Annotated in this window: 10 protein-coding genes; all 10 read right to left on the bottom strand. The window is 59.3% G+C overall.

Translation table 11 applies throughout. From position 1 onward, the window contains the following. Positions 1-3: 3 nt before the first annotated feature. Complete coding sequence (locus tag FCS96_RS10205; protein ID WP_228264069.1) at positions 4-1,443, bottom strand: alginate O-acetyltransferase AlgX-related protein; 1,440 nt, start codon at positions 1,441-1,443, stop codon at positions 4-6. A 58-nt stretch (positions 1,444-1,501) separates the two neighbouring features. Continuing rightward, positions 1,502-2,149, bottom strand: a complete 648-nt coding sequence (locus FCS96_RS10200; protein WP_171040730.1) for an alginate O-acetyltransferase AlgF — start codon at positions 2,147-2,149, stop codon at positions 1,502-1,504. An 11-nt stretch (positions 2,150-2,160) separates the two neighbouring features. Next, positions 2,161-3,324, bottom strand: a complete 1,164-nt coding sequence (locus tag FCS96_RS10195) for an alginate O-acetyltransferase (protein ID WP_138440233.1) — start codon at positions 3,322-3,324, stop codon at positions 2,161-2,163. A gap of 8 nt (positions 3,325-3,332) precedes the next feature. After that, positions 3,333-4,751, bottom strand: coding sequence for an MBOAT family O-acyltransferase (locus tag FCS96_RS10190; RefSeq protein WP_138440232.1), 1,419 nt, complete (start codon positions 4,749-4,751; stop codon positions 3,333-3,335). Positions 4,752-4,776: 25 nt separating this feature from the next. Further along, entirely contained in the window at positions 4,777-6,363 is a 1,587-nt protein-coding gene (locus FCS96_RS10185; RefSeq protein WP_228264068.1) for a right-handed parallel beta-helix repeat-containing protein, read from the bottom strand. A 9-nt stretch (positions 6,364-6,372) separates the two neighbouring features. Next, complete coding sequence (locus FCS96_RS10180) at positions 6,373-7,794, bottom strand: alginate export family protein (RefSeq protein ID WP_138440231.1); 1,422 nt, start codon at positions 7,792-7,794, stop codon at positions 6,373-6,375. Positions 7,795-7,800: 6 nt separating this feature from the next. Then, positions 7,801-9,177: a tetratricopeptide repeat protein gene (locus FCS96_RS10175; RefSeq protein WP_171040728.1), complete on the bottom strand. Its 1,377-nt coding sequence runs from the start codon at positions 9,175-9,177 to the stop codon at positions 7,801-7,803. 14 nt (positions 9,178-9,191) lie between these two features. Next, on the bottom strand, positions 9,192-10,361 hold the full coding sequence (locus tag FCS96_RS10170) for a PilZ domain-containing protein (RefSeq protein WP_138440229.1): 1,170 nt from the start codon (positions 10,359-10,361) through the stop codon (positions 9,192-9,194). Positions 10,362-10,419: 58 nt separating this feature from the next. Next, the gene (locus FCS96_RS10165) at positions 10,420-11,895 is read right to left on the bottom strand and encodes a glycosyltransferase family 2 protein (protein WP_273429884.1); all 1,476 of its coding nucleotides are present in this window, start codon (positions 11,893-11,895) and stop codon (positions 10,420-10,422) included. Positions 11,896-11,983: 88 nt separating this feature from the next. Then, entirely contained in the window at positions 11,984-13,294 is a 1,311-nt protein-coding gene (locus FCS96_RS10160) for a nucleotide sugar dehydrogenase (protein WP_138440227.1), read from the bottom strand. Positions 13,295-13,939 lie beyond the last annotated feature (645 nt).

The raw sequence follows: 13,939 nt of genomic DNA, 5'->3' as shown, positions 1-13,939 counted from the left end.
GCTTCAAATGTCCTGGCGCCGACATACCTTGGCCGTCACGGTCAGGCCTTCGCTGACCTGTTCCGGCTCAAGCTCCAGATCCAGGGACATAAACAACTCGTCATTCCAGCTCTGCCCCGAGGGCAGCTCGAACATAAACCTGCCGGTGGTTTCGACCCGATTGCCGTACTCCAGATCGACCCGATCCTTGCGGCCAAAGACGTACCAGATGAAAGCGTCCACTTCTTTCACGGACGGATCGCTGAACTGCAGATCCACCAGGTACTCGTTACTGGGCAACTCCAGGAATTTCCCGCCGCCGTTGTACAACACCTCGTTGGTGCCGGCCGTCACCGGCGACGTGTGCTCCAGCACCGGCTCGCGGCCCTGGCAGCCGTGGCTGACCATCGGCACTACCTGTCGGTAGAACTCGGCACTGTCCAGGGTGTGGTAGGCGGGAATTTCCCAGACAATGACCTCCGGCGGCGACTGCTGGAAACTGTCCGACATCAGGTACTCGAACATGGAGCCGTCGTAACTGCCGCCGGCTACCGCCACGTTCAGAACTTCCACGCCCAGAAATTCCTGCAGTGCGCCGACGAAGTTGTAATCCTGAGCACCTTTACTGTTACTGGTGCCCACCAAAGTGATGGGAGGCAGTCCCTCGTCGCCGAACAGGGCGCTTTGTTCGTCACCGTCGATGCCGCCACCGGGGTTGGTGCGGAACTCATCGACATACTGGGACGGCCAGGCCTGGCCACAGATTCGGCGGGCAGCATCCTGCAAGGAACCATCCTTGCGAATCAGCCCAGTGCGACGGGTCTCGAACTCCTGCGTCGGCAGTGACTGGAACACCGGCATCTGGCGAATACGGTCGGCGACGATGCGAGCAGTGCGACGCGCTCCATAGGGTGTCCAGTGGTGGTCCCGCTTGAAATAATAGGCGTCCTCCCTATCCGACTCACGCAGCAGCGGTCCCATGTCCGGCACGACCAGGCCGGCCTGACGAAACTTCGCGAGCGCGTCGAGATAGCTGCTACGGGCATAGGACCAGGAAAAATCCACCGCGGCGTTGTCTGCCAGTTTGTCCGGGTGCACCAGGCCCTTGGTGGGCTGGAACACCAGCACCAGCTCCGAGCCTGCGCTTTCCTTGAGATAGCGGGCGAAGCGTTCCAGATGACGAAGACCTTCGGCGCTGGGGCCAAACTGCTCTGGCAGTTCGGCCTCAGAACGGAACAGCCAGCCGTCGCGCCCCTGCACCAGTACATTGAAGTTCTTCAGATAGCTGGTGTCGTAGGCGAACGAATGCGATGCCAACTGGCACAGTCGGTTACGAGGTTGTACTTCGTACTCCGGAAGCTCGGCCGCCATCGCGGCATTGACGCCTAGACCACCCAACACCAGGGTCAGCGAACCACCGGCCCGCCGCATCACGCTACCTGCCCTCGTACTCAACCATGTCATTGCACTATTCCCCATGAGATTCATAAATCCGGAACGCTTTGCCGCTGTATGTCGGTGATCAAATCGAGGTATCGACCTGGTTTTCAGCCACCACCAGTCGGGGGCTTCCGCCCACATCCATGATGAAAAAGCTGAATACCGTGCCGCGCTGCAGATTCACCGGAGAGGTGCTGGCAAGCGCTTCGCCACCAGCAAAGGCTCCAAGCGATACCTTGACCGCGTTGATTTCCCGGTTGGCGACACTCAGGGAGTCAACTGGCTCGATCACCGACACCTTGCCGTTGGCCGTTTTCAGGCTGATGCCGCTGTCGTCGGTCAGGTTATAGAAGGAAATCAGGGCCTTGCGCGGGTTCTTGAAGGACTTGTCCGGCAGGATTTCCAGCTCACCGGAATCCAGCACCACCGCGGTGTAGAAGCGATCCTTTTCCATGGTGATCGGTGCCGCCTGGTCGCCCACTTCCAGCTGGTAGGTGCCGGCCGGAAGATGGATGTAGGGGCTGGCCGCCAGTGGCTCAATGTCCTTGATGGCCTTGCCGCCGATTTCGGCCTGGGGAATGTTGCCGTTCACATCGGCGTTCACCACGCGGATAAAGGTGGCGCCGTCGGGCGCATCGGCGGCGTAGAGGGCGTCCTCACCGGCCTGACCGAACACTGGAAACAGCAGGCTGAGCAGAAGGGTCACTGCAGTTTTCGTCAATAGGTTCATGGCTTTACTCCTCATTGCATGGATGGCCGGCCCGGGCCACTGCCCTGGGCCAACAGGTTTTCCCGACGCTCGAACCAGGCCAGCGTGGCCTCTGATTGCACCGGCTGGGCCAGGTAGCGCTCGGGAAATTCCCAAATCACAAGTTCAGGTGGGTGATTCCGGAATTCATCGGACCGCAGGTACTCGGTCATTGGTTGAAAAGGCCCCTGGCCCTCGTCGGACACATTGATGAGATCGCGACCGAGATGGCGTTTCAGGGCACCTGGAAAATCCCACAACGGGTTGGCGCTGTAGCTGGTACCTACCAGAACCACGTCCGCCGTTGTTTCCGCAAACAGACTCTCGACCGAAGTGCTTCCGTCATCCGCTGGCGCGGTTGAGCGCTCAGTCACGGTCTCAGGATCTGGCCCAAGATCAGGGAAAAGAGGCTCCAGGGGCAGATAGGTCAGCAGGTCGCCTTCGTGCTTCCGGGTTTCCCCCAGCGACGTCTTGAACTCGGTGTCGCCCCAGGCCTGCCCTGAAAAAGCCTGCTGGATTGCCGTCGCCGCTGAGCGGGCAAACACATCCGCACCGGCCGGTGTCCAGTGGGTATCGGTGCGCAGGAACACCTGGGTGCCCTTGAACCGGGCATCCGCCAGATTCGGCAACAGATCGGGCGCCACCACCGGTGCCGGTTGCATCTGTGTGAGAAACCGCTGATACAGAGCCCGCATCTCCGGAACCGGCTGCAGGTCTCCCAGCTTTTCCGAATACAGCCGGGCCTTGGACGGCACCACCAGCAACGCCAGCGGCACGCCTTCAGACCGAAGGTGCTCGGCCACCGCCTGAACCCGTTCCAGATTCCGGTCGATCACGGCCGGGGTTTCGGCGCCAAGGAACAGCTCTTCATCGGTAAACAGCCAGCCTTGTTCGCCCACGGTGACACCAGGCCGGCCCTCCCGGAACAGGGTGTAGTTGATTGCGGCCCATAAATTGGTGCCCAGCTCCCGGACCGGAAAACCGTCGTCGTAGTGACTTTCAACGTCGCGGGCCAACTCGCCGTTAACCGGGTCCAGCCCCTGGTCCTGGCTGCCCTTCGGGCTGTAGTCGCCAAGCGACCGCAGCGACATCACACCCAGGCCCAAGACAATGGCGATGAACACACAGGCGGTGATTTTTCGTGATGTGGTGATCATGGAGCCCCTCAAAACTGGAAGTAGAGAAACGGTGAAAAGCTTTCCGCCGACAGTTTCAGAACCGTCAGCAGGAACACCGGCACCAGCACCACCGGCAGGGCTGCACGCAGGCGGCCCACGATGGCGGTATCGAACGACCACTGCAGGCGGTCCCGCAGCCCCATCACCAGAACCACGGCATAGGCCAGCACCAGAATGGCCAGATTCAGTCCCCGGATGTCCTGCATATAGGCGGCACTGAGGCCCAGACCATCAAAACTGAACAGCGCCTGGTAAAACCCGAAGGCCTCGTCAATGCTGGCAGCCCGGAAGGTCACCCAACCCAGCATGATGAACACGAAGGTCATCACCCAGCGGCTGACCCGGAACTGTCGGGCACTGCCACTGACACCCAGGGCCCGTTCCACCGCCAGCAAACCACCGTGCCACGCACCCCACAGCAGGAAGGTCCAGTTCGCGCCATGCCAAAGGCCGCCCAGCAGCATGGTCAGCAACAAATTGCGGTAGGTGCTGACCGTGCCGTTGCGATTCCCGCCCAGCGGGATGTACAGGTAATCCCGCAGCCAGCTCGACAGACTGATGTGCCAGCGCCGCCAGAACTCGGTAATGCTCTGGCTGATGTAGGGCTGATTGAAGTTTTCGGGGAACCGGAAGCCCATCATCAGACCCAGGCCGATGGCCATGTCCGAGTATCCGGAGAAGTCGAAGTAGAGCTGGGCGGTGTACGCCAGAATGCCAAGCCAGGCGTCGGCCGTTGACGGATCAGCCAGTCCGAAGGCGCCATCCGCCAGGGGCGCAATGGAATCGGCAATGAACACCTTCTTGACGAAACCCTGCATGAACCGGACCGCACCTTCGCCGAACTTATCGAGGGTGTGGGTGCGATAGGTGAACTGATCCGCCAGGTCTTTGTAGCGCAGCACCGGCCCGGCAATCAGTTGCGGGAACAGCGCGATGAAGGCGGCAAAATCCACGAAACGCCGGGTCGGCTCAGTGTCGCCCCGATATACATCCACCACATAGGAAATAGCCTGGAAGATGTAGAACGAAATGCCGATGGGCAGGATGATATGGGCCAGATCCAGAGGCTGATAACCCAGCGACAGGAAGATCTCGTTCAGGCTGTCGACACCAAAATTGGCGTACTTGAAGTAGCCCAGGGTGGCAAGGTTTCCGGCTACGCCAATACCCACCCACTTGCGCGCCCGGGCAGTACCCAGCCCCGCCCGGTGGATGCCCAGGCCGATCAGGTAGTTCCACAGGGTAACGGCCACGAACAGCAGCAGGAAATCGACCCGCCACCAGGCATAGAACGAGTAACTGCCCAGCAGGATGACCCAGGACCGGTGCCGAAACGGCGTCAGGTAGTACAACCCGAGGAAGGCCGGTAAAAACAGGAACAGAAAGATGTTGGATGAAAAAACCATGGTCAGTCTCCGGCAAACGTCCTGATCAATCGGTGGTAGCCGTGGGCTGCAAGCGAACCGCACGTTGCTGGTTCAGCAGGGCATCGAAGATCTCGGTCTGGTAGTGCCCCAGCACACCATCGAAATGGATACCCACGTCGGAACGGGGAAAGCGCATGTCGACGTCGTACAGTCCGATGTATAAAGGGTTATCGATCGATAGCGGGCCACTGGCGTTGGCCGCCAGCTTGCCTCCCACCACTGTCATCGAGACCGCCTGGTGGTAGAAATCCTCTTCAAAGTCCCGATCAGTTTCGGACAGGTCCTTGATCTGACCAAGCACACCGAAGGTTCCGTTTAAAGCCGCTATGTTGTGGTACACGCCCACATCGGTGCTGTTGCGCACCCGGATGCCGTTGCGCAGGTTGTTGATCAGTCGGTTGCCCCAGAGCAGGTTGTCCGGCGATTCGTACAGCCCGATGCCATCGCCCTGGTTGTCGTGCACCACATTGTTGGCGACCACGTTGTTGCGGCTTTGCCGGTCCAGCACAATGCCCGAGAGGCCGTTGTCATGACTGTGGTTGTCCAGGATCCAGCTGTCGTTCACCTGACGGGAAATGATGATGCCGTGTTTTTCCTTGGTCCCGTAGACATCGTTGCCGGCAATCAGCAGATTGCTGGAATAATCGTGGGGGTCGATGCCGTAAACAATGTTGTCTTCATAGACGTTGTTGACGATGGCGACGTCTTCCGCCTCATAGCAGTAGAAGCCGTAGTAGATATCCCGGAACGTGGAATCCACCAGCCAGGCGTGGGGCGCGGAGCGCTTGAGCTTGGCGTTGTCGTATTTGGAGTACTGGGCAATCGAGAAACCGTAAGACTTACTCTGGTTGTACCCGAGGTGGGCAAATTCCGAGCCCAGCACGAACGTCTCGCTGCCGCCCCAGCCGACAAAGAAGGGCCGGAAGCTCGACTTCTCCTGGTACGTCGCTGGGCCTTTTGCCTGCTCACGCCAGCCGACAATGGTGCTGTCGATCACGAACAGCCAGCTGTCATTGGCAATGAAGGCGCCCCGTTCCTCGGACAGGCGCAAGGTCTGGTCCCGAATTTCCAGGGTTGCGCCCGGACGCACCACCAGCGGTAGCCGAATGATGTAGGAGCCATCGTCATTGCGCTCCATGTAGCGGGCATCGTTAACCTGCTCATAGACATCGTCCAGTGTCGCCTTGCCACTATTAACCAGAATCGCCTGGGGGTGGGAGAACTGACGGATTACCCATTCGCGGGCCCGCCCCTCATCCACGAAGTCCCCCAGTGCGCTAACCCCGGCAATCCGCTCAACGCTGACATTCGGCGCCTCCGATGGGCGCTGCGCCAGACGTTGCTCCACCGCCTCGCCGTTGTACTTCGAAACGTCCGGCAGTTCCGGGTCCGGGCGGGTCAGGGCTTCAGCCGAAACCTGCTCAATGCCATAGTCGTTGGTCTCGAACTGGGGTGCCGTTTCAGACGGCGCAAACTGCGACGGTGCAAGGTCGAGATCTGCGCGGGCGTCAGCGACTGCCGGCAGCAGGGCCACCACAGCAGCCAGCGCCAGCAGTCCCATCCTTGATATCTCAAACCAGGGGTGTCTCATGGTTGCTCCCTAGAAACGCTTGGTCAGATCGAGGACAACCCGGTGCCGGGAATCGTCCGCGTCTTCGCCGTAGGCCTGGCCCGGAAAAAACACGCCGGCTCGCAGTCGGGCATCAAATGATGTCCAGGTGCCCTCGGTGCCGGCGCCGTAGTAACCCAGGACCATGTCCACCGACTCCCCCAGATCGTCACTGGCGCCGGTGAATCCAGGCTCAACCAAATCGGAATTCACGGTGCCGGCTGCATCAGCCAGCCAGTACTTGTGATACAGCAGGTTGGCCGCCCACCAGTTGCGATCAGTAATGGCGGTGTAAACCGTAGCGACTTTCAGGTTGCTCCATTCAGGCTGGAACGCCTCGCCAAACCGCGATACCTGGGACCGTGTGCCGGTGAACCGCGAGCGGTTGCTTTCCAACTGGGTCTGGCGAAAGGCGTCAGACTCGCCGTCCGAGCTACCACCGGAGGCAATCGCCCCGTGGGCACCCACTACCCAGCGTGGGCTTTCAGTCAACTGGCCACGCAGACCCAGATCAGCGGCCCAGCCGGACACATCCCGCTCTTCCCGGGTATAGCCATTGGTGGCACCCGAACTTTCGGTAAGCCGCGCGTCTTCGCCTGCCACGGCGCCAAACGAAGCCAGGTACTGGACCGGGCTGCGGGAATGCCAGTCGAAGTAGCCCTGATCGGCACGGACACCGACCCAGGTCAGAGATTCGGTAACGCGTTCCGGGGTTCCACTGTCAGAGTCCGGACCAAGGTCGCTCTCGTCGCCATAGCGTTCGGCGTGGGTCGTCAGCAGGGTCAGGTAGTGATCTTTCTTCCACTGCCACTGGGTAGAAGCGAACAAACGTGCAATATCCCGCTCCTGCTTGCGTACTTCGTTCACGTCGGTGCGGGCTTCGGTCAGCTTGTCCGCAATCCCGACCGTGGTTTTCAGCAGCGTGGTGTCGAAAATCCAGCGTGCCAGGGTGATGTCGTCATCCCACCAGGTACCGGTGTTTTCTTTCAGACGCTCACGACCAAAACGGATGGAGGCGCCCGGATAGCTGGTCAGGCCGTTGTAGTCCAACCAAGCTTCACGAAGGCCGACAAAACCGTCGGTCTCGGTACCGCCGATTTCATCGCTTACATCCACCTTGCCGGTCGCGGCAAAGCCCTGGAGACGAACCTTGGAACGCCAGTGCTCGGACAACTGCCAGACCCACTCCGGCTTTACATCCACACTTAACTCATTGGATTTCCGGTCGCCCGAATCCAGCCCCAGGCGACGGTCGCCCTCACTGATGGCACTGGCCTTGGCACTGGTGGAGGAATCCAACAGTCGCGGGTAATCGGTATTCTCTGAGCCGTCCTGGGCGGCGGCCGGCATGGCAGCAACACAGCCCAAAACCAGGAGCATTGGCCGCAGCCCTGTCGTTTCGTTCATGTTCATCTTGTTCTAACTCCCTTGGCTTTCGTTCGTTTGAGCTTTGTCTTTCTGCCCTGCGACCAGTTGGCGCCGGGCAGCCAGTTCGCGATTGGCAATCGCTTCGGCGTTTTTCTCCAGGACGCGCGGCATTTCCGGCACCATTTCCAGAAGCAGATCCTTGCCACGCTCAACACCGCCTTCCAGGGCCAGCAACGCAAAAGCCCATGCGTACTGCTTATTCACCGCGATACCCCGACCTTCCCAGAACATTTCCGCGAGCAGGTAGTCCGCTTTCGGGAAACCACGCCGGGCCGCCTGAAGCAAATAGTCCCGGGCCTTTTCGGGCTCGGCTTCACCGAGATACCCGCGCTTATAGATTCGGCCCAACAGATAGTCGGCCGATGGGTATTGGTCGCGGGCTTCCATGGCGTACTGCACGGCCTTTTCCGGATCCAGCGGCACCAGGCTGCCCCGCTCGTAAACCCGGGCCAGTACCAGCGACGCTTTCAGGTCACCCGCAGCACGTGAAGCCTCCAGCAACTTCACGACTTCCTCGGAATCTGCCAGGTAGGTGTTGTCCATAATCAGCCGCGCACGCGCGGTCATGGCCGGGACATAGCCCGGTGTCAGCATCTGGTAGAGATCGTCCGCAATGGCCACCTGCTTGTTCGGCAGATCGTCTTCGGACATCCAGCGGGCAAAGAGATAAAGATCCCGATCGGCAATATTGCCGTCGCGCCAATCTTGCTTGGCTTCCTCGACGAGCACCTGAAACGCTTCACTGCGGTTCTGGTCGAGATAGACCTGGCCCAGGATCATCAAACATTCGGGATGGCTCTGGGCGATGGGCGCACACAGGGACACGATCTCACCACCCCGGGCGCTCAACTGGCCTTTCATCAGGTAGTAGCGCGCCAGGGCCAGATCTCCCGCCGGATCGCCAGCAGACCGGGCCCGCTCAATCCAGGTGCGGGGATTTGCCTGAGGGAATTCCTTCGGATGCGCCAGGTACAGTTCAACCAGTGGCATCAGGGCACTATCATCGCCTTCCGCCAGAGCCTTCTTGAGGTAATGCTCACCTTGCGCACGCTGCTTCGGGGTTTCGCCTTCCCGGGCAAGCATCTTGCCCAGCCGAATCCAGGCCCGGTCGCTACCCTGCTCCGAGGCCTCGCGATACCAGTGCAGCGACTTTTTCAGACCAGCCTGGGTATCCTCTTCGGCATACAGGTCACCCAGTTCCACCTGGGCATCAACGATCCCGAAATGGGCCAACTCCTCAAGCTGCGCCCGCGCCGCCTGTACGTTGCCGGCGGCAGCGGCCTTTTCAGCTCGTTCGATATCCGGCACGCCGCTGCAACCAGCCAGGCCAATCAGCAGCAGGCTGAGCGCTCCAAGCTTCCGAGCCATCACCATGCCCTCTCTCACTGTCCGGCAACGCGGTCGACCAGACCGTCAACAGCTGCCATCTGGAACACGTCCACGGTGACACCAATGGGCCGGCCGACAGATTGCATCGGCAAGGCTTCATCAGCCTGGATCAACGCATTGATGGCGTTACCCGGCTGATTTGGCGTTTCCGAATCGACAAACAGCGACTCGATCCGGCCGGTCTGGGTCTCGCCACCCGACATGCGAAGAGTGACCGCTTGCCCTTCTTCAAGGTCTCCGCCATCTTCGAAGTTGAAGCGGGCAATCACGTGCGCCGAGGCATCGGTGGGCGCCAATACGGCCAACTTTTCACCTTTGCTCATGTACTGGTCTTTGGCCGGCAGCATGTTCAGCACCTTGCAGTCACAGGGGCTGGTCAGGGTGCCGCGCACGCTCTGGCCCAACAGCTCCTCAATCTGCTCCACGGTGTAATTGCCATTGCCCACCAGGTCGTTAACGTAGGACAGCATGGGCGCATCAAAGGAGGCGATGGCCTGGCCAGCCTCAACCTGATCCCCGGCTTCCACCAGGGTGGTCACCTTGGCGTCTTTCGGGAGCCGGACCGGCACGTTTTCAGACGCCACCATGGCCGATTCCGCCGTCGTCACGAAGTAGATCTGCCAGAGCTGGTAGCCAATAAAGGCCACCGCAATAAGTCCGACAGCCATCATCACCAGGCTGACCACCATCGCCCTAGCACTGGCAAAGAAGCCCAGCGCCTGGCTGCCTTTACCCTTACGGGCCTTGGTGAAGTTTTCACGGGACAGGGTGTTAAGCACGTCGCCGGCGGAAACCAGCTCACCACTCAGGAACGAGGTGATCAGGTAGCGCAGAACCGAGACTTCGTTGGCGCCCAGATTCTGGAACTCACAGCCACAGCGGCCATCGTTCCCGGTAAAGTTCCTGGGCACGAATTCCACATCCACGGCGAGGTCGAAGCCGTCAATGCGGAACACCAGGCGCCCGTTATAAACCTGCCCGCGGCGCAGGCCTTCGTTGCCGAGCTTGATGCCAAAACCACCGGCGGACATATCCTCAATGGGAAACCTCACCGTGGTGCCATCAAGCTTGACGAACAGCTTGGCCGGGATGCGAACCCGGGCAAACTGTCTCTGGGCCTCGGATTCGTGGACAAACTGCGGTGCTATCGCTGCCGTATTCATTGTTTAATCCCTTGCTTGTTTGAAATCGCTAAAAACATGTCGTCCCGGTGCTGGCGAGTCAGACGATGAACATGACGGTCGCCAGAAACACACTGACCGCGGAGAAGGTCATGACCCGCGATGACCAGCGGTTCAGCTTTTGCTGAAACGAGGCGGAGTCGCCGCTGTTGCTGGTTTTCTGACGGGTCCAGGACTGCCGATCGAGCCGGAAGAACACGTAGATCTTCATCAGTGACCCAAAAATCTGGTTGAAGTAGAGGATGACCGGATAAGCCGGCCCCACTGGATGACCGGTCGCCATCAACAAGGTGCTCAATACCAAGCGAGTCAAACCGATCCAGAGCAGGTAGGCCACCAGGATCACGCCGGAGTATTTGATCGACGCGACGATCGCGGCCGTCAGGCCAAGGATGCTGGTCCACATGGAAATGCGCTGATCCCAGAGCACGTACCAGGTGAACCAGCCCAGCCGACGGGGGCCCAGCTTGGTGGCCCGGGTGTTCTGCCGCAGGGAGTTGCCATACCAACGGAACATGAGCTGTCGGGCGGAACGGATGAAGCTCGGATCCGGCGGGTGCTCCACCGTGTGAATGGACGCATCAGGCACGTAGAAGGTGTCGTAGCCCAGGCGCATCATGCTGAACCAGCTGGATTTATCGTCACCGGTCAGGAACCGGAATTGGCCCAGGCGCCAGTGCTTGAGCGAGTCGTACTCCACGTCACCGATGAATTCGGGGCGAGTGATCACACTGGCGCGGAACACCGACATCCGTCCGGTCAGGGTCAGTACCCGGCGGGCCAGACCCATCGAGCACATGTTGATGTGGCGCTGGGCAAACCGGAGTTTGTGCCACTCCGACATCAGGTAACTGCCGTGCACCTCGCAGAACTCGTTGGTGGTCAGCGCGCCCACGTTTGGCATCAGCCTGAAATACGGCGCCGTGCCCCGGACCACACCGGGGTTCAACACGGTGTCACCATCAACCACCGCCACCACAGCGTCGTCATCGGGCACGTCCCGGGAGATCGCCCGAAAGCCATACGCCAGGCCATCGCGCTTGCCGGTACCCGGAATCCGCACCAGACGCAGCTGGACCCGCTCGGGCGGATCCAGCCGACGCCAGATTGCCCGCATCAGCATCTCGTCCGACAGCTCCACGATCGACGCCACTACGGTGGTAGGCCAGCCGCACTCGACCGCCTCTCGAATAATCGAGGCGTAGACCTTGGCGGTGGTTTCCGCATCAATGCGGAAGCTGGTCACCATCAGATAGACATGGGATGGCGCAGCCTCGTCGCCCAGGCTCCTGGCCTTGGCCCGCAGCCGAGGGTAGGCAACGTGCAGGAAGTACATGCCCCGAACGAAGTGAATAATGCCCACGGAATAGCGCCAGAGCCCGATCCCGCCAATCAGCAGGATGAAATGGGCTCCGCCCGGCACAATAAACTCCCGCGGTAGACTTACCGCCAGAGCACCAAGAATGGCCACGTACAGCAGCCAGCCTCCTGTGCGGGAGAAAACGTTATCCGTCATCCATGTCATTATCAGAGTCTCCAGATACCTAAAAGCTGCACAATCAGGCCCGCCCCGTTGGACCGGGCCTGGTTTTGAGCACGGCGGATTACCAGCAGATGCCCTCGAGCACGTCGTTGGTGGTGGTCTTCATAAAACCGACCAGATCGACAACGCGTTTGCCCTTGGGCACATCGGCAATGACGGTTTCAAACAACTCATCGTTGTTACCCACCACGATCACTTCACCGTGCTCAACCACGCCGCGCAGATCGCTGTCCATCAGGTTGGAGAGATGGGGAATCTTCTGGTTGATGTATTCCCGGTTGGCGCCGTGAGTACGGGCGTAGTCGACGTTGCGGTCGAAGATCTTGAGGTCGTAGCCCTTACCGATCAGCTGTTCGGCCAGTTCCACCAGTGGGCTCTCCCGCAGGTCATCGGTATCGGATTTGAAGCTGAGCCCCAGCATGCTGATCTTGCGGGCGCCATACCCGGTCACGATGTTGAAGGCGTTGGCCACCTGCTCGCTGTTGCTGTTCATGATGGAGCTGAGCAACGGGTTGCGAACGTCCATCTGGTTGGCCCGATAATTCAGCGCACGCACGTCTTTCGGCAAACAGGAGCCACCAAAAGCAAAGCCCGGGCGCATGTAGTAACGGGAGATATTCAGCTTGTTATCGACGCACATCACGTCCATGACATCGCGGCCATCAACACCCATGGATTTGGCGATGTTGCCAATCTCGTTGGCGAAGCTCACCTTGGTGGCGTGCCAGACGTTGCAGGTGTACTTGATCATCTCCGCCACTTCGATTGGCTTGCGAATCAGCGGCGCATCCAGATCGCCGTACAGCTCTGCCAGCAGATCACCGGAGCGCTCGTCCAACTCGCCGATGACAGTCATCGGTGGGTGGTCGTAGTCCTTTATCGCGGTGCTCTCGCGCAGGAATTCCGGGTTTACACAAACACCGAAATCTTCGCCGGCCCGCTTGCCCGATGCCTTTTCCAACACGGGAATGACCAGATCACGCACTGTGCCCGGCAGTACCGTGCTGCGTACGACAACCAGGTGCCAGGACGACTTCGTTCGAAGAGCTTCACCAATATCCTGCGCAACCTTCTCAACAAACATCAGATCCAGGTCGCCATTGGGCTTGCTGGGCGTGCCTACGCAGATCATCGAGAGATCCGACTCCAGCACGGCTTCGGCACCATCGGTAACGCCATGAATCCGCTCGGAGCGAACACCTTCCGCCAGCAGCTCTTCCAGCCCCGGCTCCACAATGGGCGAACGACCGCTGTTGATCAGATCGATCTTCACCGGCGATACATCCACCCCAATAACGTCATGACCGCGGCGCGCCAGGCTAGCGGCACAAACGGCACCCACGTACCCCAAACCAAATATGCTTACTCGCATCCCTATGTCCCCTTCCGGTGAATCAATCATTCATCTGTTTCGCGACTTTCAGTGGCCACTGCCTGATTTCTGCCGTTATCCGCTCGAGCGATGCGCAACCTCGCACCTACCACGATATGTCTCCGGAAATGCCACCCTGAGTTCGATAATTTCAGCCGTATTGCTGCACTAATCGAAACCTCTGGCGCGGCACTCGACACATCGGCATCCGACGGCTCTGGCCAGGCAGATTGCCCCCTGAAACAACCAAAAACGTACAGAAACAGTGCGTTAACTTCCCGTTACAGAACGACAATTCTTTCGCAATGAACGCTTTTACATGTCTTCGGAAATGGCCTGGAGCGGAACTCTACACAACTGAGGCAAGTAGCTGTTTTCGTGGCAGTGATCGGTAAAGATGCGGCAAAAACAACAGAGGAATAACAGTCAAAAATTTGACAGATTCACGAAAAGGTATAACCACTAACGATTATATTTATCATTACTTATTCCAAATCGATCTCTTGGTATGGGGATAGCAGATACACTCTTTGAACCTGAAATCGATTGATAAAAAACAAAAACATCTTTTCAACCGAGATCGAGAACCTTTCACAGGTGGACTCAAGAGTGATCGAATCGAGACATCTGGGGATGGGGCTAGAC

The sequence above is a fragment of the Marinobacter alexandrii genome (genome assembly GCF_005871205.1).
In the GTDB taxonomy this organism is placed as follows: Bacteria; Pseudomonadota; Gammaproteobacteria; order Pseudomonadales; family Oleiphilaceae; genus Marinobacter; species Marinobacter alexandrii.
Note: the sequence above shows the minus strand (reverse complement) of the source record. Positions and strands in the feature narration are given on the sequence as shown.

Bases quoted from the DNA above. Each gene is read 5' to 3' on its own strand.
- FCS96_RS10205 (WP_228264069.1), bottom strand. From the start codon at position 1,443: ATGACATGGTTGAGTACGAGGGCAGGTAGCGTGATGCGGCGGGCCGGT.
- FCS96_RS10200 (WP_171040730.1), bottom strand. From the start codon at position 2,149: ATGAACCTATTGACGAAAACTGCAGTGACCCTTCTGCTCAGCCTGCTG.
- FCS96_RS10195 (WP_138440233.1), bottom strand. From the start codon at position 3,324: ATGATCACCACATCACGAAAAATCACCGCCTGTGTGTTCATCGCCATT.
- FCS96_RS10190 (WP_138440232.1), bottom strand. From the start codon at position 4,751: ATGGTTTTTTCATCCAACATCTTTCTGTTCCTGTTTTTACCGGCCTTC.
- FCS96_RS10185 (WP_228264068.1), bottom strand. From the start codon at position 6,363: ATGAGACACCCCTGGTTTGAGATATCAAGGATGGGACTGCTGGCGCTG.
- FCS96_RS10180 (WP_138440231.1), bottom strand. From the start codon at position 7,794: ATGAACATGAACGAAACGACAGGGCTGCGGCCAATGCTCCTGGTTTTG.
- FCS96_RS10175 (WP_171040728.1), bottom strand. From the start codon at position 9,177: ATGGCTCGGAAGCTTGGAGCGCTCAGCCTGCTGCTGATTGGCCTGGCT.
- FCS96_RS10170 (WP_138440229.1), bottom strand. From the start codon at position 10,361: ATGAATACGGCAGCGATAGCACCGCAGTTTGTCCACGAATCCGAGGCC.
- FCS96_RS10165 (WP_273429884.1), bottom strand. From the start codon at position 11,895: ATGACGGATAACGTTTTCTCCCGCACAGGAGGCTGGCTGCTGTACGTG.
- FCS96_RS10160 (WP_138440227.1), bottom strand. From the start codon at position 13,294: ATGCGAGTAAGCATATTTGGTTTGGGGTACGTGGGTGCCGTTTGTGCC.